Genomic DNA, 20,594 nt, shown 5'->3' with positions numbered 1-20,594 from the left:
TTGTGTTAATTACAATATTAATGATATAGCTATTAATTAATTTAATAGTTTATTTTTTTGTTGGATTATATTTTATTAAAATATAAAATTATATTTATTATACTTATACAAAAAACATTTTTAAATTTGTAAATTTAGAATTGAGGTCTAAAAAGGGTTATGAAAAGCGGTAAAAAAATATCAGAAATGATTAAGATAATTATAAAAAACAATCGGCGGAAAAATAGCTTCTTATGTATTGTATCTCTATTTGCGATGCTTATAGCATTTATTTCTGGGTATAGATTTGAATCTGAAAAAACTCTTGCAGAGGAGAGAAATGTAACCAGCATAGATAATGTTTATGGTATTACCTATGCCAATATTGACACATTTGCATATTATGAGTACAAAACTGAAAAATTAGAATACAACGAATATGGTGCTGGTATGGATATTAAGTTTAAGCTTCCAAAGGAAGCTAAAGAGGGTGACTATTTTACATTAAATTATGGAGAACAGCTATTGCTTAATAGGATGCCGATGTATGGCGATAATGAGGAAGCTCCATATGCCTCACTAGATAGTCAACCGAATAGGTACAATAATCGACATGACAATATATTTTTCGTCATAAAAACCAAAGGTGATGCTAAAAATCCGTATGGTGTACCACTATTAAATGTTTACTATACAAAAAAAGGAGAATTGACGTTTGTCGTTCAGAAGTATGCTAATGACAAGGGAGTTATAGAGGGAGATGCAATAATAGGTGAGGCTATGAATGCTCCTTCTAATGTGGATTCTCCTCTTAATAAAAGATTGAATGCAATTACAGATGGTAATGGTAGACATGTTAGGAAAGGAAAGAAGCAATGGTCTTGGGATGTTGAAGATTTGGAATATCAGCTGTCAAAGGATTATTTTTTTACGGGCTTTAGACCGAACAACCTACTGATGAGAACTCAGGCAGGTGGCAAGCTGATCAATAACCAGAGGGCATTTATCGGTAGAGATATAACATATGTGTCAAAATATATGAATGCAAATCCGGTTGAGTTAAATGATGCCAATGGTGATCCAAATAAATCTGGAATGTATGTAAATTATGAAACAGAGCTGTTTAAATATTGGGGAGGAAGTAACATACACTCCTTTGGTAAGGAGCGTTTGTATCCTCACTATGAAGATAGAGAGTACATATATTATCATTTTATTTATCAGGCAAATAAAGGAGCTACAGATGCGACTGCGGGTAGCAATGTAAGGATATATCCTGTTGATAGTACCATTGATATTGAAGAAATCAAGCTATTTAAAGGCTTTGACAGCGGTGAAGGTCTTGATTTTACTAACGCTGCTCCAAGCTCAATAGTGCCTCCTATGGCACATTACGATACTGGACAAACCGTTCAAGGAATAGCTTTTACAAAACAAAGTGATGGACGCTGGTATGCAAATTTTAATTATCATCAAAGCAAAACCTATTTTGGAGCTATTAAGGCGAGAAAAAAGAATCCGTCGACATTTGAAGGAAAGGCTGCCTACAAAATAGGAATGTTTAGTTATCAAGGTGTTGTAAAAAAGCGAACATATGAGGAGTATTATATACCGACCTCTGGTTTTGGTTATGGTCTTGTAGATCTAATAACACCAAAGGACTCGATTGGTCTTTTCAAGATTAAAAAATCGGATCCAAGCAATAACGTAGTAAAGCCAGCTTACGATTTAAAAAATGGAAAAATGCAGTATACTGATACATATGGAAATACATTCACCTATGATAAATCAAAAAAAGCATATGTAAATCAATATGGAGAAGTAATTTCTCAGGAAAAGGACAAGGACGGAAATTTGATATTTGAGGATAATATCTCAAACAAATATACACAAATAGTAAATGGAAATGTAGTTACATACAAGGATAATCAGGGTGAAATATATACAAAGGTAAGTGGTAAGGAGGAGTGGAGAAGCCAAAGTGGCAAAATTTTTAAACCGACAAGGCCATTACTTTTAGAAGCTTCATTTACATTAAGAATAATAGATAATGGAAATGACACGTCGGTAACTGATAGCTATGGTAATTCATTGGATAAAATCGAGATAATAGATAAGGATAATTTTTCTGTTATCAGTAGATATGGTAATATACTTATGGTAAAAAAAGAAAATGGAGAGCGTGTATTTTATAAATGGGATGGTGCTACAAAGCAATTTGTTAGAGCTGAACACGTGCTGCAGCAGCCAGATACTTTCCGTGTTACAAATCTTGGGTACGATCCCACACACGTTCGTCCTCTACTAAAGAAAGATTTTGTATTCAGAATAACGGATAAAGATATAAACAATGTTTTTGAATATGGAATAGACGAGTATGGATACGTTGTTTTTCCGAGCTTGCTTGAGGGGCATAAATACAAGCTAGAGGAAGCTAGCGCAGGAGCAGGTTATATAAAAACAGATAAAACCTTTAATATAGATGTAAAATCGAAAAATGATGTTGTGATAACGGATTCTGATGGAAATCCTGTGACTAAAAATTCCTTTCCGATGCAGATTGTAGATTCAAAAAACTTATTGTACACAGTTGTCAACGATACAGTTGGTTTTGCAATATCAAAAAGAATAAAGGGTATAGAATCAACCGGTCGTCATATAACATCTGAAATGGAGTTTAAATTATCAAAGCTAGATGATAATACCTTTGAGCCACAGATAATAAAACAAAATGCAAATGAAAATTTCGTTTTTACGGGTCTTACAAAGGGAGAATATATTCTTGAAGAAACACAGGCTCCTTCTGGTTATGTTGCAGATGGCTTTGTTTATAAGGCTATTGTGGATGATGACGGAAATGTTCACATATTCAAATTACCTATTTCAAATGCAAATTATACATATGCAGAATCGCAGAGGACACTTATCAAGGACAAGCTTTTAAATCAAAATACCGGAGGCTCAAACGATGGCTATGCGATTGACGGAAGGATTGATACATCGGCAATTTGGCATCAAACTGATCCGGGAAATACTTTGGGTGGCCCAGGAATTGGTAATCATGAAAACAACAATATTAGAGTTGGTACTTATGTTGGAATTGACTTGGGTGCTTCAAAGCTAATTCATGAAGTTAATTTTATGCAAGGGCAAGGAAATAATAACAGTGATAGAATGTCGAAGCTTGATATGGAATATTCAATAGATAATGTCGAATGGAAAACATATAAATCATATTCGGATGACAATACGAATCAAGGTGATATAAGTGAAAAAAATATGACTATTTATGCAAGATATATAAGATTTGTAAATAAAGAGCCAGTGTTAAATAAATGGTTTTCTGTCAAGGAAATAAATGCAAGGGCTTATGAAAATATTAGCAAGACGATAACATCAAAAATGCAAAGGAATATGACCTCAGAGAATAATATAGCATTTATAGGTAATATTCAAAACCCAAAGCTGGTATTGGAAAAGCTGGATATGTCTGGTAATAAGATAACTGGAACAGCCAGGTTTAAGCTTTATAAGGTGGATGAAGACACGACTGAGGGCAATATTGCGACTAAATTAAACGAGGAAAATCTTGTACATGATATATCAATTACCGACGGTACATCGACTGTGCTAAATCCTTTTGCTGCAAAAACTCTGGGCAAGTACGCATTGGTAGAGGAAGAGGTGCCAAATGGATATGAAAAATTATCTAAACCAATTCTACTGGAGCTTTATGAAGACAAGCAGTCTCATGATGGAGCTCTTAATAAGGCAGTTACACGATTTAAAGTATTGAATAATAATGAAAAAGCTGTTATTGATACGAGTAACATTGTCAATACAAATAGAATGTATATCAAGATAAAAAATGAAAAAGTGAAAACAAATATAAGTATTCAGAAGCTGAGTAAATTGACGGACAAAACGCTTCTAGGTGTAAAATTAAAGCTTTCTTCAAAAGACAGTGCTCAAAAACCACAATTTAGTGATTTGGCTTGGCATCAAGCAAATTATGAAGGCATGGTGCTTGAAAATGAAAATGCATTGACCTGGAAAACTTCAAATGCAGCTGATGCTGTATTTTTATTAGATGATGGTGTGTACAAAGTGGAAGAGCTAGAAGCTCCAAATGGGTACGACAAAATCAAGCCATTTGAATTTACACTATCGAATGGAACGATAACACTGTCAGATGGTGTCAATGATGAAGAGGTTAAGGCTACTTCAAAGGACAACAGGCTGTCAATCCAAATGATCAATTTCATAAATCAGGAGTACCCAAGCACCGGAGGTATAGGAAGCTTGATTTTTACAGTAATCGGTATATTGATTATGTCGACAGGTATATTGCTTTTTCAGAGACAGAGATCAGGATATAACTAAGCTGATAAAATCAAAAAAGGAGCTACTAAAATAATACAATAAAAAAACTAATAAAAAAACTAATAAAAAAGAACTCGTGATATTCATTTCGTAGCTAAGAATACTCGAGTTCTTTTTTAGCTACCATTGAGTAGCGAACTATTTTTGATAAATTATATAGATATATTAAAACGACATATTAAAAATATATTAATATAATGATTTTACCGCCTCTAATGCTTTGTCATAGTCTGGATGATTAGTTACCTCTGACACATATTCTACATATTTAACTGTGTCGTCCTTGTCAATAACAACGATACCTCTGTTTAATAATCTAAATTCGTCGATTAAGAATCCATAGCTTAAACCAAATGAAGTATCCTTGTAGTCAGATACTACTACTGCATTTTCAATTCCCTTATCTCCGCAGAATCTTGCTTGAGCGAAGGGTAGGTCGCAGCTTATTGTTATTATTGCCACATCATTTAGAGTAGAAGCCTCTTTGTTAAATCTGATTGTCTGTAGCTCACAAACACCTGTATCAACAGATGGAACAACACTTATTAATTTGATTTTTCCCTTTACATCCTCCAAAGTGAAGGGCGATAAATCTCCTTTTAAGCATACGAAATCAGGAGCCTTATCTCCAGCCTTAACCTCTTTACCTACCAATGTTACAGGATTACCTGCGAATGTTGTTACTGATCTCTTTTCCATTTTTACCTCCGGATTACTTATATTTATATATTATTAATTTGATACAATTAAATTAAGCTTTATAATTTATTTATACCCATCATAGCTGTCAATAATCATAAATAAAGAAAATATTGATATAATTTATTTGAGAAAATTTGTTTGAGAAATATTCCTGAAAAATAAAATGCTTTGGCGAGTTTTTTTATAAAACTAACATCATTTTATAAAACTAACATCAGAAATTTAATTTAGATAAATATTATTTGGGTATTTCATATATAGATGCTAAACTAATAATAACAATTATGTGATAAGCTAGAGGCTAGTAAACTGAAAAAATAAAAAAGAATAACTGAAAAACAAAAAAAATAACTGAAAAACAAAAATGGATAACTGAAAAAACAAAAAGGAATAAAGGTGAGGTATAAGTATGATAAAAATAGGTTCACATCTTTCCATATCAAAGGGATATCTGAATATGGCGAAAGAGGCAACAAAAATGAATGCAAATACCTTTGCATTTTTTACTAGAAATCCTAGAGGTGGAAGCTCTAGGAAGCTTGATATGGAGGACATAGAGAAATTCAATGAATATTTAAAGGAAAATAAATTCGAAAAATTAGTTGCACATGCTCCCTATACGATGAATTTGGCGAGCTCTGATGAAAAGACAAGAGAATTTGCAAGGATGGCTATGAAGGAAGATATTGAGAGAATGGAATTGATACCGAATAATTATTACAATTTTCATCCAGGAAGCCATGTGAAGCAGGGAACAGAAAAAGGCATAGAGCTGATTGCTGATCTTTTAAACGAGGTTATATTTGAAGCTATGACCACTACAATTTTACTTGAAACAATGGCAGGTAAAGGAACTGAAATCGGAAAGACGTTTGAAGAATTAAAGCAAATTATTGATAATGTGGAGCACAAGGACAAAATAGGTGTTTGCTTGGATACTTGTCATGTAAGCGATGGAGGATACGATATTATAAATGATTTGGATTTTGTGTTATCTGAATTTGATAGGATTATAGGTATTGACAAATTGAAGGCTCTACATTTAAATGACAGTAAAAATCCTCTTGGAGCACATAAGGATAGACATGAAAAAATAGGTGATGGGTATTTAGGAATTGATACGTTTAAAAAAATAGTAAACCATCCGTATTTAAAAGCTCTTCCGATGATTCTCGAAACACCAAATGATTTCGATGGCTATAAAAAGGAAATAGAAATTCTAAGGGGGCTGGAGGATAAGTAAGCACGAGGAAAAAAACTAGAGAAAAAGTAAGCTAGAAAAAAGTAGGTTAAAGAAAAAAGTAGGTTAAAGAAAAAAGTTGAAATATAAAATACTTGAAAATTAATCTATTAAAAATGTGCTAAACAAAAGTCATTATCAATAGAAAATTATTCAAATGAGAATATAAAAATATTGGTAATACATAAAAAAATCAAAAAAATATATTGCAATTGATAATAAAAATGGTATAATAATATTTAATAATATGTTACAGGCATTTGGTGTAATATAAATATTGCATTAGTATTTTACCGGTATCGTGCTAATGAAGGTGTACAGGTCGTTCAAACAAACAATAAGTGATAGGTGAAGGGAGGAGATATTTTGTTAGCGAGAAGAAGATTTATATTTTGGGGGCTTTTATTAGCGAGCTCGGTATTGACCAATTCAAAGGATATAAAAAATATAAGCTCCATAAAAAAGAATATTAATAGTCTAAGCATTCCATCGTTTAAAAATGTAATAGAGGTCAGGAGTGCTATAGCTGGAAGAGTGAGATTTTACATTCCGGTACTGAAATCAAACCACAGTCTAGCCAATAATTTTATTACACAGATTAAGCAGCTTCCTTTGATAAAAAAATGTGAGATTAATACGTTGACAGGAAGTGCGTTATTTGAATATGATGAGAAAAATCTGGACGCTCAAACCTTAGAGGGGGCTGTGATAAAGCTGCTTGAGCTTGACAAGCTAATAAATGGAAACAAGGAATCATCAATTGAAAAGGAAATTAGGAATATATCACAAGCAGTAAATAATGGGATATATGATTACACCAATGGAAAATTAAACACGAAAACGCTGATTTTAATAGCGCTGGTCGTTGGTGCATTTTATCAAATAAGGAGAAATGGCTGTATCATTAGACCAGACTATTTGACCCTGCTATGGTGGTCCAGGTCAATACTTAGCTAGCTATAATAACTGTGTGGATTTAAATCAATACTTGACTAGCTAGAATAGCTGTGTGGATTTAAATCAATACTTGACTAGCTAGAATAGCTGTGTGGATTTATGTCAATACTTGACTAACTAGAATAATTGTGGAGGTAAAAATGCTGAATATTAAAGCATCGTTTTTAAAATTGCTGTTTAAATTTGAGGTTGTTTCGGATTTACCTGGTAGGCTAAGGCTAAAGGTAAATAACTACAAAAGACTGCCAAAGGAATCAATTGAATACCAAAATTATGGGATTGAGGCGATAAAAAAGCTAGACGGAATAAAAAATGTGAATTTTAACTTTGTCATTGGTACTATTTTGATAGAGTATGACAAAGCTAAGGTCGATTCAAAGAGGATAATTAATTGGCTTGAATTGATAAAGAGGCTTGCAGTTGAAAATGAAAGACTAATCAATGAGCTATCAGAAAAATCTGAAGAGGAAGCAAGAGAAATTGTTTTTAAAATACTTGATATCAACCTTGCAAATATCAAGTAAAGCTATATAATTTTTTTTGATTTTGCTGTATAATTGATAGTAATTAATGATATCTAATATTAAGCTGAAATAGTAATCAATATTTAATAATTAATATTTTGAACTATATTTCGTTTGGTAAAATTTTATTTCATTGAAGGGAGGTATTGTGTGATTCAATTGGGAAATAAGGTATTTTCACTAAAGGGCAAGGTAATTTTTAATATTAGTGGAAGAATTAGAATTAAATATCAAGGTATAAGGTATATTAGCGATGAATTTGATAATCTGCTTAGAGAAATTGGCGATATTTATTATGTAGAGCATGTACAGATAAATTCTGTCACAGAAACGATTCTAATAAAATATAGCGAATTTAATTCAGTTGATATGATTTCAGAAATTTTAGAGAGTGTAGATCATATTGTAGATAAATTTTCTTTAGATATTTACAAAAACTACATAGAGCAGAAGAAAAATGAGTCAAGTGAGAGGTATGATTCAGAAAATGAATCCTCCAAAAAACTATTGGCTAGACTGGTAGTAAATGGTGCTGTGATTCTTGGGACAAAGCTACTCAGCTCATTAAACTCGCCACTGGTAAATAAGCCTGTGTACGATAAGTTTACGACGCTTCCGGCGATAACTAGCTTGGCATTGACTTCTCCACTTTTTAGGACATCCTGGGATGGGCTTGTTGAGACAAAGAGACCAAATGCAGACTTTTTGACGGTTACATCTATAATTGCGAGCTTACTGCTTGGAAATAGCACATCAGCTCTTACGATTATTGCACTGTCTGATATTGCTGAATTTATGACAGCATACACTGTTGAGAGAACTAGAAATTCAATAAAGAATTTACTTAGCTTGGAGCAGGATGTGACTTGGAGATTAAACGAAGATGGTAATCTTGAAAAATGTAGTGTAGATAGATTGAAAAAAGACGACAGAGTAGTTATTCACACTGGAGAAAAAATTTGTGTCGATGGTGAAGTTATAGCTGGAGAGGCTATTGTCGATTTGAGCTCTGTTTCAGGCGAATATATGCCTGTTATCAAAAAATCAAAGGATAAGGTATATGCAGGTGGAATAATAAAAAATGGAACTATTACTGTTAAAGCTGAAAAGGTCGGAGATGATACTGTGATATCAAGAATCATAAATCTTGTTGAAAACAGTGCGACTCAACAGGCTCCAATACAGAAATATGCAGATAAGTTTTCAAATTATCTCGTTCCGTTAAATCTAATCCTAAGTGCGGTTGTGTATGGAGTTACAAAAAGTACTACAAAGGCATTAAATATGCTCGTAATAGACTATTCCTGCGGAATCAAATTATCTACGGCAACTGCTTTTTCTGCTTCGATCAATACAGCAGTGAAAAATGGAGTCCTGATAAAGGGTGGAGCCTTTATAGAACAGTTAACTCTTTCAGATACGATTGTTCTCGACAAAACAGGAACGATAACTGAGGGTAAGCCAAGGATAAAGGATGTATATCTTGCCAACGAAAATTATACTGAAAAGCAAATTGTAGAGCTGGCGTGTGCAGCGGAGGTATCATCGTCACATCCACTGTCACATTGTGTACTTGAATATGGAAAATTATTGGGTGTTAAAGCACCAAGACATGGTGCTATAGAAGCTGTCGTTGGAAGAGGAACATATACGACTGTAAAAGGAAAAATCGTAAGAGTTGGAAATCTGAAATTTATGACAGAAAATGGAATCAATCCTGATAGAGGTGCAATAGAATTTGCTGAAGGTGTTACACCGATATTTATATCATATGGTGATGAATTTTTGGGTGTGCTTGGTGCTTATGATAAGCCAAGAAAAAATATAAAAAGATCTATCAATATGATGAGAGCAAATGGAATAAATGAAGTGACGATATTGACTGGCGATATGAAAAAGCAAGCAATGGAGGTTGCCAGCAAGGTAAATGCCGACAGCTATAAGGCTGAGCTGTTGCCGGAGGACAAGGCTGATCAGATTCTAAAGCTGAAGGCTGATGGTACTGGAGTAATCATGGTTGGCGATGGAATAAATGACGCTCCGGCGTTGTCATATGCCAATGTCGGAATATCACTGGGAAGTAAATCAACCGATGTTGCTATTGAAACCTCAGATATTGTTATAAGCTCTGACAACCCATTGATGATACCAAAGGTAATGGAGCTATCTGGGGCAACAATGGATATCGTGAAGCAGAACTTTGCACTTGTTATAGGTATCAACACTATAGGTCTTGTGTTGGGAGCTACAAGTAATATATCAGTATTTTTAAGTGCTGTTATGCATAATATGAGTACCATTTTTGTAGTTGGTAACTCCTGTAGATTGCTGTTTAATGCATCTTTAAAGGGGGGGAATTAGATATGGCAGAAAAATGTTATTGCAGAAATTATGTAAATGTTGATGTCATATTTTCAATACCTGGAAGAATAAGGCTGAGATTGGGAAGAGACCCTGTAAATGCATCAAAGCTGCTTGAAAGGCTTAAAGCTGATGGATTGATAAAAAAAGGCTGCTTTAATAGTATTTCTCACACTGTTGTTGTAGAATATGAGACAAAGGATGATTTTGAGCTAGATAATTTGCTTATGATATTTTGTGGATTGTATTCCAAAGACATCAATGTTAGAAATATTAAGCTAAACTATAGATCATCAAGAAACAACGAGCTTAGCTATAGTGCGATATTGTCCTTGGGCTTTATTATACTTGATTTAGGTACTACTTTTTTGGGGGTTGGCTCGGGATTATCGAGATATAAAAGCTTTATAAGATGGTGTGCATTTGGTACCACATTGGGTGCAATATTTGAGCATGGATACAAGGAATTAAGTGAAAATGGAGCATTTGATCCAGAGGTAATGTCGATAATGTATCTTGTTAATTCCATACATAAGGAAACGACCTCTGTAGCAGATAACAATGTGCCAACAAGCATTTATTCTCCAACGATAGCTTGGTTTTTGACCTTTGGAAGACATATACTTGCAAGGAGAAATAAATCAGCTGTACTAAGCACCGTTGTAATAAATGACAACATAAAGGTTATTGAAGAATCAAGTAAAACATTTTTTGTAAATCAATTCCTAGGCTCGTGCTTGGATGTTTATAGAAATGTAAGCGTAAGGAGGAGTATACTTAGATAAAATAAGTAAAAAATAAAAATATATAAAACAAAGAAATATATATAAAACAAAGAAATATATTATAAAACAAAGAAATATATATAACAAAAATATATAATAAAATTATATTTAAATATATGCAAACATAAAAATATATAAAAAGCTATGGTAATAGTAAAAAAATATAATTATTTGTTAAAATTAGGAGGTTATTATGAATTTTTTTAATCAGAGAACAGAGCTTATTAAAGGTGTGGCAATTGGTGTAGGAGTATGTGTTGTGGGCTATGTGGCATACAAGAAAAATGAAGATGCAGTAAATTCATTTCTAAACAATCACGGATTTAATATTGAATCAGGAAATAACACAGATTTTTATTCGATGTCATTAGAAAAGTTGATGGAAACAAAGGAAACTATTGAAGATATAATAGCTGAAAAGGATTTAAATGGCGTTACAATAGTATCTACTGAAGCGTAGTATAAATTTTTGAGAAAATTCCTTGAATATTTCTTGTTGACAATTTGCGAAGCTATATGTTAATCTATAGTTGTTAATTAAATATTATTTTCTTCAGGGCAGGGTGTGATTCCCTACCGGCGGTAAAGCCCGCGAGCGTTATGCATGATTTGGTGAAATTCCAAAGCCGACAGTATAGTCTGGATGAGAGAAGAGATTTTGTATTGTTTATTTGTGCTCTGAAATGTTGTCATTTCAGAGCATTTTTATATAATATATACCTTTTATATAATATATACGGATTGCAAATTATATACAGCTTGGAATTGAGCTTGGAGGCTGCTTTCTAAAATGTATCAATGATTTCTCTGTATAAAGAATAAACAAATAAATTTATAAAATTTGTCCTGAGCATTTGTTCAGGATTTTTTTTATATTATTTTTAGGGGGGATAAATTGGACGAGAAATTTATGAAAATTGCACTTGAGATGGCAGAAAAGGGTATTGGAAGGGTCAATCCAAATCCCTTGGTAGGTGCCGTAATCGTAAAGGATAATCGAATAATTGGAAAGGGCTACCATAAAATGTATGGTGGCTTGCATGCTGAAAGAGAAGCACTCAAAAGCTGCTCAGAAAATCCCTCGGGGGCAACCATGTATGTTACATTGGAGCCATGCTGCCATTATGGAAAAACACCTCCATGTGTGGATGCGATTATCGAAAACAAAATATCAAGGGTAGTTGTAGGAGCTAGAGATCCTAATCCATTGGTAGCAGGAAAGGGTATCAATAAGCTGAGAAAAAAAGGGCTTGCTGTTGTAGAAGGTGTCCTGGAGGATGAGTGTAGAGAGCTAAATACGATTTTCTTTCACTACATAAAAACGAAAACACCCTATGTAGCTCTTAAATATGCAATGACTATCGATGGTAAAATTGCAACCAGGACAGGAGCTTCAAGATGGATTAGTGGCGAGGAGTCGAGAATTAACGTTCATAGAGCTAGAAATAGGTACTCTGCCATAATGGTAGGTGTAAATACCGTAATATCAGATAATCCATTGCTAAATTGTCGCTTAGAGCAGGGCAACAATCCTATCAAAATAATATGTGATACCAGCTTAAAAACTCCGCTTGATTCCAGAATAGTTAAAGCTTCTGTGAGTGATAAAACAATAATCGTTACAAAGTCACAGGACGATAAATTGATAAGGCTTTATGAGAATTATGGGTGTGAGGTTTTAGTTCAAGGATTTTCAGATAATGAAGGATTTTCAGCTAATGACAGAATAGATTTGCGAAATCTAATGCAGGAGCTGGGGCGTAAGGGAATAGACAGCATATTATTAGAGGGTGGCTCAGCACTTGCTTGGTCGGCTCTAGAAGCAGGCATAGTGAACAAGGTGCAGGCATATATATCACCCAAAATATTTGGAGGAGCTGCAAAAACACCGGTTGCCGGAAGAGGAATAGACTTTCCAGACGATGCAATAAGGCTTTCAAAGCCAAAGGTAAGGTATTTTGGAGAGGATATTTTACTGGAGAGTGAGGTTATAAAATGTTTACCGGAATAGTTGAGGAAGTAGGAAGGGTTAGCCAGGTTATTAGAGGAGTAAATTCTCAGAAGCTAACTATTAGAGCAAAAAAAATAATGGATGATATGAGCTTGGGTGATAGTATAGCAGTAAATGGAATTTGCCTAACTGTTACAGAGTTCTGTAAAGATAGCTTTAGTGTGGATGTTATGCACGAAACACTAAATAACACATCGTTATTAGGAGTAGCTATAGGTAAAAAAGTAAATTTGGAAAGAGCGATGCAGGTCAATGGACGGCTTGGAGGTCATATTGTATCGGGTCATATCGACGGTATCGGTCTTATAGCTGATATAAAAAAGGATGACATAGCCTTCAGATACAAAATCTCTTGCGAAAGGCATTTGCTGAAATACATAGTGAGAAAGGGCTCGATTACGATTGATGGTATCAGTCTTACAGTAGCAAGCTTGTACGAGGATTCATTTGAGGTGTCAGTCATACCACACACATCAAAAAACACGATATTAAACGAAAAGAAAATAGGCGATATTGTAAATCTGGAAAATGATTGTATTGGGAAATATGTGGAGCGCTTGATAAATTTCGAGAATAATACATACGAGGTAAAGAAGGGATGTGGTATTACGGAAGAGTTTTTGTTGAAAAATGGCTTTTAGATGATTAATAAAATTGAGAAAGGTGGATTCGTAATGTTTAAGTTTAATAGCATTGAAGAGGTAGTCGAGGATTTAAGAGCAGGGAAAATAATCCTTGTTACAGATGATGAAGACAGAGAGAACGAGGGGGATTTTATATGTGCAGCTGAGTTTGCGACGACAGAAAATGTAAATTTTATGGCGACCTATGGAAAAGGACTCATATGTATGCCGATGAGTAGGGAATATGCCTTAAAGCTGAATTTGCCGCAAATGGTTACGACAAATACTGACAATCATGAAACCGCTTTTACGGTGTCAATAGATCATATCGATACGACAACGGGTATATCTGCAGTTGAAAGAGGTGTGACTGCCAGAGCATGCGTTGATGCTGAAGCAAAGGCATCTGATTTTAGAAGACCTGGTCATATGTTTCCTCTGACAGCAAAGAAAAATGGTGTACTAGAGCGAAACGGTCATACGGAAGCAACTGTTGATCTATTAAAAATAGCGGGACTAAAGGAGGTCGGTCTTTGCTGCGAAATAATGAAGGATGATGGTACGATGATGAGAAGGAGCGAGCTGATAGAGCTTGCGAAGCAGTGGAATATCAAGCTTACGACGATAAAAGCGCTTCAATCGTATAGGAAGAAAAATGAAAGGCTGGTCAATTGTGAGGTAGATGTCGAAATGCCGACAAGGTATGGAAGCTTTAGAGCATTCGGCTACGTCAATAAATTGAATGGAGAGCATCACGTAGCTCTTGTAAAAGGAGATATAGGCGACGGAAAAAACATTCTGTGTAGAGTTCATTCAGAATGCCTAACTGGGGATGTATTTGGCTCATTGAGATGCGATTGTGGAGAACAATTTGAGTCGGCAATGAAGCAGATAGAGAAAGAAGGACGAGGTATATTGCTTTATATGCGTCAGGAAGGACGAGGTATAGGACTAATAAATAAGCTAAAGGCGTATAAGCTACAGGAGCAAGGCATGGATACGCTTGATGCGAACATTGCTTTGGGCTTTGAAGGAGATATGAGAGAATATTATATCGGTGCACAAATATTGAAGGACCTTGGAGTAAAAACGATGAGACTACTCACTAATAATCCGGATAAAATATATCAATTGTCAGATTTTGGAATAGAAATAATAGATAGAGCTCCAATTGAAATAAATGCAAATGAGCATGATAAGAAATATCTATTGACAAAAAAGGATAAGATGGGGCATATACTGTCCGTTGTAGGAAATGACTAAGCTAAGTACAGGTGTAAAGAAATTGGAGGTAGAAAAATGAAAATATATGAAGGTAAGCTAGTGGCTGATGATATAAAAATAGGTATTGTAGCAGGAAGATTCAATGAGCTTATAACGTCCAAGCTTATTTCAGGTGCCTTGGATGGATTAAAAAGACATAATGTAGCTGAGGATAGCATTGAGATAGCATGGGTACCGGGAGCGTTTGAAATACCACTGGTAGCATCAGAAATGGCAAAAAGTAAAAAATATGACGCCATAATTTGTCTGGGTGCAGTGATAAGAGGAAACACATCGCATTATGATTATGTATGCAATGAGGCTTCAAAGGGAATAGCACATGCTTCGTTGGATACAGGTATACCTGTTATGTTTGGTGTAATAACTACAGAAAATATAGAGCAGGCAATTGAAAGAGCCGGTACTAAATCCGGAAATAAGGGCTATGACGTTGCTGTTGGTGCAATAGAGATGATAAATTTGCTAAGAGAAATTAAAGGGTAGCTGGAGATACGAATAAAGTAATAGAAAAGTGATAGAAGTAATAGGAGTAGTAGAAAAGCAATAGAAGTAATAAAAAAGACAAAAACAGCTAAGAGAAATAAAAATAGAATAGATAAATAGCACTCCCTATATTGATTGAATAAATCAATATAGGGAGTTTTTTATTTACAAATAAATCACAACAGAATTATAAAATTTTCTTGCTTTAAATTCAAAAAAATGAAAAAAGCTTATAATTAATAAAAAAAGTTTATAAAGAAATAAAAGTTGAATTTGAGTAAAAATAAAGTATATTTATTGAAAAAAATTATAATATAAATGCGAATGTTATTTACATTAAATATTATATATTTAAAGAACTATAATATTATATACAAAAAGTTGACAATATTATAATGAAATGATAATATATAGTAGAAAATTTAGTCATTTTCATTTTTTATGATTAAATGCACAAAATATTTTACATGATGATTTCTAATTATTTTCTGTTTGATAGCTATTATGTAATATGCTAAAGGATAAGACCTAATTTTAAATATTAGGTTTATCATAGATTTTAAAATAAATGGAATTTTCTGTTTTATTCTAGAAATCATCGTGTCATGCAAAAAAAAAATTAAAAAAGGAGAAGAATATGCGTACAATTAAAAAAATCTTATCGAGTATGCTAGCGTTAGCTATGCTAGTAGGAGTGTTTGCTCCATATATAGCATTTGCCGAAGAGAAAACATCAAAAGCAGAGAATGCTGTTACAAATACGGTTACACTGCACAAGCTAGTTATGACTAAAGAAGAGCTTGCAGCATGGCCGGATGTAAAAGATTATGATGGTACTCAGGATCTTGAGGCATTGAAGAAATTACAGCAATTGGCTGGAAAAAATGTTAAAGAGGTTCCAAATGTATACTTTGCTTTAAAATTTGCTAGTGATTACGGAGATGATAGTAAAAATGGCAAATATGTGAAGGCTAAAGCTGATGATAAGACTTCACCAGCAGACCCTCTTGCTGCAACGGATGATATTGATGAAGCTGTGGGTGGACTTACAAAAGCTAACGGTATAGCATTTAAAACAGAAAAGCTTAAAGGGAAATTTGAAATCGTTGAAGTTAAATCAAAATCAACTTATGTTGGTCAAAATGGTGAAACTTTGGCAGATTCAAAAGCGGTTCCGGTTAAAATAACACTTCCGCTTGTTAACAATAATGGTACTGTCTTGAATGCACATGTTTATCCTAAGAATACAGAGGATAAACCACAAATTGACAAGAATTTTGCAAAAAAGAATGGTGACGAAAACAAAGATTTTTACGAAAATCTAAGTGAGGAGACAACAAAAAAATTTGGTGCTGATTATGATAAGTATGTTACTCAAAAAGAGGAAGTTACTCAAACAGTAGGAACTAAGATACCTTATGAAGTAAAGACACGTGTAAAAGCAAGAACTGAATATGGAAAGCTGGTTTGGAAGGATAGCATGACAAACGGATTAACTTTCAACAATGATGTAGCTATTACTGTAGATAATAATATAAGCTTGACTAATAATGCAGATTATAAAATTGTTTTTGATGATAGAGGTTTTGTTCTTTCGTTGACTGAAGAAGGTTTAAAAAAGGTAAAGGCTGTTACTAAACCGGATAGTGGCGATGGCAATGATGTTGAATTTACAATCAAATATTCTGCGACACTTAATGGTACAGCAATAGTTGATAATCCAGAAAAGAATAACATTTATCTTGAATATGGTAATAAACCATATAGCGAAATAGAAGAAAAAGAAGTTACTCCATCTAATAAAGAGTTAACGGTAACTAAGACTTGGGCGAATGGAACTACTGGAACTGCTCCTGATGATGTGTCTGTAACATATGTTTTAAAGAAGGGTGGTCAAAATAAAGCTGCTGTTACATTAGATAAGTCAACAACGAGTGGCACATTTGATTTAGGTAACGATATAAAATTCAGTGTTACTGGAGAATTTTCTGGTAAATTTACAGGATTAGAAGATTCTAATGACTGGAAAATATCAGAACGTGTTGCCGGATATACTCCTAGCTATGAGAGTGTTAGTAATGGAACAGTAACAGTTAAAAATAAAAAGGATACTGATAATCCTACACCACTTAATCCAACAGAGCCAAAGGTTGTTACTGGTGGAAAGAAATTTGTAAAGACTGACAGTTCAGATGCTCCTGTAAGATTAGCAGGTGCGAAGTTTGTTGTTAAAAAGAATAATAAATACTTGGCATCTAAATCAGATCAGACTGCTACAGCGGAACAGACTGCGTTGGCTACAGCGAAAACAAATTTGGATGCAGCAGTCAAGGCTTATAATGAAAGACAAGATGATACTAATAAGGATGATTTGGAAAAGACTGTAACGGATAAGCAAAAAGAGTATAACGATGCATTCCATAAAGCATCAATTAAGTACGAATGGGTTGATAGTAAAGATGCTAATAATGTAGTCGTGTTGGTTTCTAATGACAAGGGTCAATTTGAAATTTCAGGCTTGAAATATGATGATTACAAGCTTGAAGAAATCGAAGCTCCAAAAGGCTTTGCTAAAATAGAGGACATTGATTTTAAAGTTGCAAAGTCTGGTGCAGGGTCAACTATGAATATTAAATACGTTGCTGAGGATACTGGTAACAATAATGCACAGAAGGTTGTCAACAAAAAAGTTACTATTCCAGAAACAGGTGGTATAGGTACAATAATCTTTACAGTAGCAGGTCTTGCACTAATGCTGGGTGCAGCATATGCTATAAAGAAAAATAGAGAAGAAGCATAATATTATTTTTCAAAGGGTATGTTTATTTTTCAGATAAACATACTATAGCTTCTGTGAATAATTATAATGAGTAGGTTGAAAATCAACCTACTCATTTTTTAGCACTTATTAAATTAATCAGAAATTATTCAGCCTGTGCTTCATCTGTTGCTGATTGCCTAGTATTCGCTGATTTGCTTTCTGATTTCATCAAATTTTTTGTGGTATTGCTATTTGACTGTGAATCATTGTTTTTGTTTTTTCTTGCTCTATTTTTTTCAGCCTTATCGGAAGCTGTTTCCGTTTGATTTGATATTATTGAGCCGGTGTTGGCATCAAGCTTTACGGCATATCTCACATTGTCCTTTGTAACTATTATTTTATATCTTGGCTGGTTGTCCTTATTCTTAAAGAATATTTTTTCCACTGTACTACCAGATACTGCTTCCTGAGCTATTTTTTGTGCCTGCTCCTTGGTGATTTTTACATTTGCCTGAGCAATTTTTTCGTCCAAGGAAATTTTTGATTTATTTCCTTGCTCAGCTCTGCTTCCTTTACCTTTTTTTCTTTTTGAGCCACTATTTGTTGAGCTGGATTTATTTGCTTTAGCCGAATTGCTGTTAGCATTTGCTGTGCTTGAAGTATTCTTTGATTTTTTGCTCTTTGCTGAGCTTGTCGAGCTCTTAGAGCCTGAATTATCAGTTGAATTGGAGCTCTTAGCTGTACTAGAGCTATTTGTAGCACCTGAGGTAGCTGATGTACTGCTTGAATCAGTAGCCTGTGCTTGAGCTGCAAACGATGGTATATTTGATGCTGCAAGCATACCCACCAATGCCAATGCGATTATTGAGCTTTTCTTTACGTTGTTTTTCTTCATTTTCATAATATTTGATCCTCCATTCATTTTCAAACTAATTTAAGCCAATTGATATATTATGTATAAAAATCAGCTTGTAGGTTTATTATATTTTCTAAAGCTGAATGTAAAATGAATAAGAGAAAAAATATTGAAAAATGAAAAAGCTGCTGAAAAAATCAGAATAAATGCTGAAAAAGTAGAGCATAGTATAATGAAAATTCATAAGAGTGCTTATGGAGGGTGGATTTTAAATCATGATGGGTAGGTGATAATATGAAGATACTAATTGTTGAGGGAGAAAAAGGTTTAAATAATGTTATAAATAAGTATTTAAGAAATAAAGGCTATGGTGTAGATTCGGCCTTTGATGGAGAAGAAGCATTGTACTATTTAAAGGCTGGGAGCTACGATGCCATAATTACAGCTATGAAAATTTCTAAAATCAATGGCTATCAGCTAGTGAAAAATATGAGAGCTAATAATATTAACACGCCGGTTTTGATGCTATCAGCCAGAGATTCTTTAGAGGATAAGGTTAGGGGCTTAAATATTGGTGCTGATGATGTTATAATCAAGCCGTTTGAATTTGAGGAATTGATAGCGAGGATTAGAGCTATTGTAAGGAGACAATATGGCAATACCTCCAATAAGCTATCCGTAAAGAATATTTCCTTGGATATGTCTGAAAAGAGTGTTAAAAAAGGAAATGAAGCAATTGAATTGACGGGCAAGGAATATGAGGTTTTTGAATATTTAATGCAGAATAAAGGTAGGATAATCAGCAAGGAACAGATATTGGAGCATTTATGGGGCTTTGACTATCTAGGTGGGTCAAATATTGTAGAGGTATTGGTTAAAAATATCAGAAAAAAAATCAGTCCGAATGATTCTATGAGTATTATTCAAACTAAAAGGGGGCTGGGGTATGTTATTAGAGATTAATCTGAAATATGATTAGAGACTAATTTGAAACATAATCAGATATTAATTTACAGACTTTCTATGAAATGTATTGACAAAAAAACATTTTTGTAATACAATTGTAATACGAAAAGAAGGGGGAATTGACATGCCTACAATTAGCTTGAGAGTACCAGAAACAGAACTAGATATTTTTAAAGCATACGCAAAACATAATAATACTACATTGTCCGAAATTATTAGAGTTGCCATGCTTGAAAAAATTGAAGATGAATACGATCTTAAAGTATTTGAAGAATATGAAACAGAAAAGCAAGCAGGAACATTAAAAACAAGACCAATCAATGACCTTTGGAAAGAACTTGAATTATAATGTATCAGATTGTTACTACCGATAAATTTGATAAATCATTTAAAAAGCTTGATAGGCATACACAAAAAATAATTAAGTCATGGATTGAAAAAAATCTTATGAGCTGCGAAAATCATCGTCTACATGGAAAAGGTCTTACAGCTAACAGAAGTGGACAGTGGAGATATAGAGTAGGTGATTACAGGCTTTTAGCTGATATACAAGACAATAATATTGTGTTAGCTCTTGTTGATATAGGTTATAGAAGCAGAATTTATTAATCAAAGATATAGGAAATTTACATGGCAATAAAATACAATGAGGAAACAAAATTGAGGCTAGGCATTCATT

The 20,594-nt window shown here is 33.7% G+C and carries 17 protein-coding genes and 1 riboswitch; of the genes, 15 read left to right on the top strand and 2 right to left on the bottom strand.

Annotation, left to right across the window (positions count from 1 at the left end):
* Positions 1-159: 159 nt before the first annotated feature.
* Complete coding sequence (locus tag BM120_RS01815; RefSeq protein WP_091993016.1) at positions 160-4,362, top strand: SpaA isopeptide-forming pilin-related protein; 4,203 nt, start codon at positions 160-162, stop codon at positions 4,360-4,362.
* 189 nt (positions 4,363-4,551) lie between these two features.
* Here the strand turns inward: BM120_RS01815 and tpx are convergent, their stop codons facing one another.
* Positions 4,552-5,061: a thiol peroxidase gene (gene tpx, locus BM120_RS01810; RefSeq protein ID WP_091992772.1), complete on the bottom strand. Its 510-nt coding sequence runs from the start codon at positions 5,059-5,061 to the stop codon at positions 4,552-4,554.
* Between the two features lie 412 nt (positions 5,062-5,473).
* Here tpx and BM120_RS01805 point away from each other — a divergent pair, with 412 nt between their 5' ends.
* From BM120_RS01805 to BM120_RS01755, 11 genes are all read left to right on the top strand, one after another.
* On the top strand, positions 5,474-6,307 hold the full coding sequence (locus tag BM120_RS01805; RefSeq protein ID WP_091992771.1) for a deoxyribonuclease IV: 834 nt from the start codon (positions 5,474-5,476) through the stop codon (positions 6,305-6,307).
* A 363-nt stretch (positions 6,308-6,670) separates the two neighbouring features.
* Positions 6,671-7,261 (top strand): HMA2 domain-containing protein, encoded by a 591-nt coding sequence (locus BM120_RS01800; protein ID WP_091992770.1) that lies wholly within the window; start codon positions 6,671-6,673, stop codon positions 7,259-7,261.
* Positions 7,262-7,401: 140 nt separating this feature from the next.
* The gene (locus BM120_RS01795) at positions 7,402-7,785 is read left to right on the top strand and encodes an HMA2 domain-containing protein (protein ID WP_091992769.1); all 384 of its coding nucleotides are present in this window, start codon (positions 7,402-7,404) and stop codon (positions 7,783-7,785) included.
* 150 nt (positions 7,786-7,935) lie between these two features.
* Positions 7,936-10,146, top strand: coding sequence for a heavy metal translocating P-type ATPase (locus tag BM120_RS01790; RefSeq protein ID WP_242941525.1), 2,211 nt, complete (start codon positions 7,936-7,938; stop codon positions 10,144-10,146).
* A 2-nt stretch (positions 10,147-10,148) separates the two neighbouring features.
* Positions 10,149-10,931 carry a hypothetical protein gene (locus BM120_RS01785; RefSeq protein ID WP_091992768.1) on the top strand — a complete coding sequence of 261 codons (783 nt, stop codon included), beginning with the start codon at positions 10,149-10,151 and terminating at the stop codon, positions 10,929-10,931.
* Between the two features lie 193 nt (positions 10,932-11,124).
* Positions 11,125-11,391, top strand: coding sequence for a hypothetical protein (locus BM120_RS01780; protein WP_091992767.1), 267 nt, complete (start codon positions 11,125-11,127; stop codon positions 11,389-11,391).
* 85 nt (positions 11,392-11,476) lie between these two features.
* Positions 11,477-11,590, top strand: a riboswitch (FMN riboswitch).
* Between the two features lie 236 nt (positions 11,591-11,826).
* A complete protein-coding gene (ribD, locus tag BM120_RS01775) occupies positions 11,827-12,942 on the top strand; it encodes a bifunctional diaminohydroxyphosphoribosylaminopyrimidine deaminase/5-amino-6-(5-phosphoribosylamino)uracil reductase RibD (protein WP_207645682.1) in 1,116 nt (371 codons plus the stop codon).
* Entirely contained in the window at positions 12,927-13,583 is a 657-nt protein-coding gene (locus BM120_RS01770) for a riboflavin synthase (RefSeq protein WP_091992766.1), read from the top strand. Before ribD ends, BM120_RS01770 begins: the two co-directional genes overlap by 16 nt.
* Positions 13,584-13,616: 33 nt before the next feature.
* Positions 13,617-14,828 carry a bifunctional 3,4-dihydroxy-2-butanone-4-phosphate synthase/GTP cyclohydrolase II gene (locus tag BM120_RS01765; protein ID WP_091992765.1) on the top strand — a complete coding sequence of 404 codons (1,212 nt, stop codon included), beginning with the start codon at positions 13,617-13,619 and terminating at the stop codon, positions 14,826-14,828.
* 36 nt (positions 14,829-14,864) lie between these two features.
* Complete coding sequence (gene ribH / locus BM120_RS01760) at positions 14,865-15,332, top strand: 6,7-dimethyl-8-ribityllumazine synthase (protein ID WP_091992764.1); 468 nt, start codon at positions 14,865-14,867, stop codon at positions 15,330-15,332.
* A 667-nt stretch (positions 15,333-15,999) separates the two neighbouring features.
* Positions 16,000-18,132 carry a pilin N-terminal domain-containing protein gene (locus BM120_RS01755; RefSeq protein ID WP_177187346.1) on the top strand — a complete coding sequence of 711 codons (2,133 nt, stop codon included), beginning with the start codon at positions 16,000-16,002 and terminating at the stop codon, positions 18,130-18,132.
* Positions 18,133-18,256: 124 nt separating this feature from the next.
* Here the strand turns inward: BM120_RS01755 and BM120_RS01750 are convergent, their stop codons facing one another.
* Positions 18,257-18,994 (bottom strand): PepSY domain-containing protein, encoded by a 738-nt coding sequence (locus tag BM120_RS01750; RefSeq protein WP_177187345.1) that lies wholly within the window; start codon positions 18,992-18,994, stop codon positions 18,257-18,259.
* A gap of 249 nt (positions 18,995-19,243) precedes the next feature.
* Here BM120_RS01750 and BM120_RS01745 point away from each other — a divergent pair, with 249 nt between their 5' ends.
* The 3 genes from BM120_RS01745 to BM120_RS01735 all read left to right on the top strand — a co-directional run bounded on the left by BM120_RS01745 (position 19,244) and on the right by BM120_RS01735 (position 20,524).
* Positions 19,244-19,912 carry a response regulator transcription factor gene (locus BM120_RS01745; RefSeq protein WP_091992761.1) on the top strand — a complete coding sequence of 223 codons (669 nt, stop codon included), beginning with the start codon at positions 19,244-19,246 and terminating at the stop codon, positions 19,910-19,912.
* Positions 19,913-20,039: 127 nt separating this feature from the next.
* A complete protein-coding gene (gene relB / locus BM120_RS01740) occupies positions 20,040-20,264 on the top strand; it encodes a type II toxin-antitoxin system RelB family antitoxin (protein WP_091992760.1) in 225 nt (74 codons plus the stop codon).
* Positions 20,264-20,524 carry a type II toxin-antitoxin system RelE family toxin gene (locus tag BM120_RS01735; RefSeq protein WP_330389283.1) on the top strand — a complete coding sequence of 87 codons (261 nt, stop codon included), beginning with the start codon at positions 20,264-20,266 and terminating at the stop codon, positions 20,522-20,524. Before relB ends, BM120_RS01735 begins: the two co-directional genes overlap by 1 nt.
* Positions 20,525-20,594: the final 70 nt, after the last annotated feature.

The sequence above is a fragment of the Peptostreptococcus sp. D1 genome, assembly GCF_900112955.1.
In the GTDB taxonomy this organism is placed as follows: domain Bacteria; phylum Bacillota; class Clostridia; order Peptostreptococcales; family Peptostreptococcaceae; genus Peptostreptococcus.
This window is presented reverse-complemented; position numbering and strand designations above follow the sequence as displayed.

Bases quoted from the DNA above. Each gene is read 5' to 3' on its own strand.
- BM120_RS01815 (WP_091993016.1), top strand. From the start codon at position 160: ATGAAAAGCGGTAAAAAAATATCAGAAATGATTAAGATAATTATAAAA.
- tpx (WP_091992772.1), bottom strand. From the start codon at position 5,061: ATGGAAAAGAGATCAGTAACAACATTCGCAGGTAATCCTGTAACATTG.
- BM120_RS01805 (WP_091992771.1), top strand. From the start codon at position 5,474: ATGATAAAAATAGGTTCACATCTTTCCATATCAAAGGGATATCTGAAT.
- BM120_RS01795 (WP_091992769.1), top strand. From the start codon at position 7,402: ATGCTGAATATTAAAGCATCGTTTTTAAAATTGCTGTTTAAATTTGAG.
- BM120_RS01785 (WP_091992768.1), top strand. From the start codon at position 10,149: ATGGCAGAAAAATGTTATTGCAGAAATTATGTAAATGTTGATGTCATA.
- BM120_RS01780 (WP_091992767.1), top strand. From the start codon at position 11,125: ATGAATTTTTTTAATCAGAGAACAGAGCTTATTAAAGGTGTGGCAATT.
- BM120_RS01770 (WP_091992766.1), top strand. From the start codon at position 12,927: ATGTTTACCGGAATAGTTGAGGAAGTAGGAAGGGTTAGCCAGGTTATT.
- BM120_RS01765 (WP_091992765.1), top strand. From the start codon at position 13,617: ATGTTTAAGTTTAATAGCATTGAAGAGGTAGTCGAGGATTTAAGAGCA.
- ribH (WP_091992764.1), top strand. From the start codon at position 14,865: ATGAAAATATATGAAGGTAAGCTAGTGGCTGATGATATAAAAATAGGT.
- BM120_RS01755 (WP_177187346.1), top strand. From the start codon at position 16,000: ATGCTAGCGTTAGCTATGCTAGTAGGAGTGTTTGCTCCATATATAGCA.
- BM120_RS01750 (WP_177187345.1), bottom strand. From the start codon at position 18,994: ATGAAAATGAAGAAAAACAACGTAAAGAAAAGCTCAATAATCGCATTG.
- BM120_RS01745 (WP_091992761.1), top strand. From the start codon at position 19,244: ATGAAGATACTAATTGTTGAGGGAGAAAAAGGTTTAAATAATGTTATA.
- relB (WP_091992760.1), top strand. From the start codon at position 20,040: ATGCCTACAATTAGCTTGAGAGTACCAGAAACAGAACTAGATATTTTT.
- BM120_RS01735 (WP_330389283.1), top strand. From the start codon at position 20,264: ATGTATCAGATTGTTACTACCGATAAATTTGATAAATCATTTAAAAAG.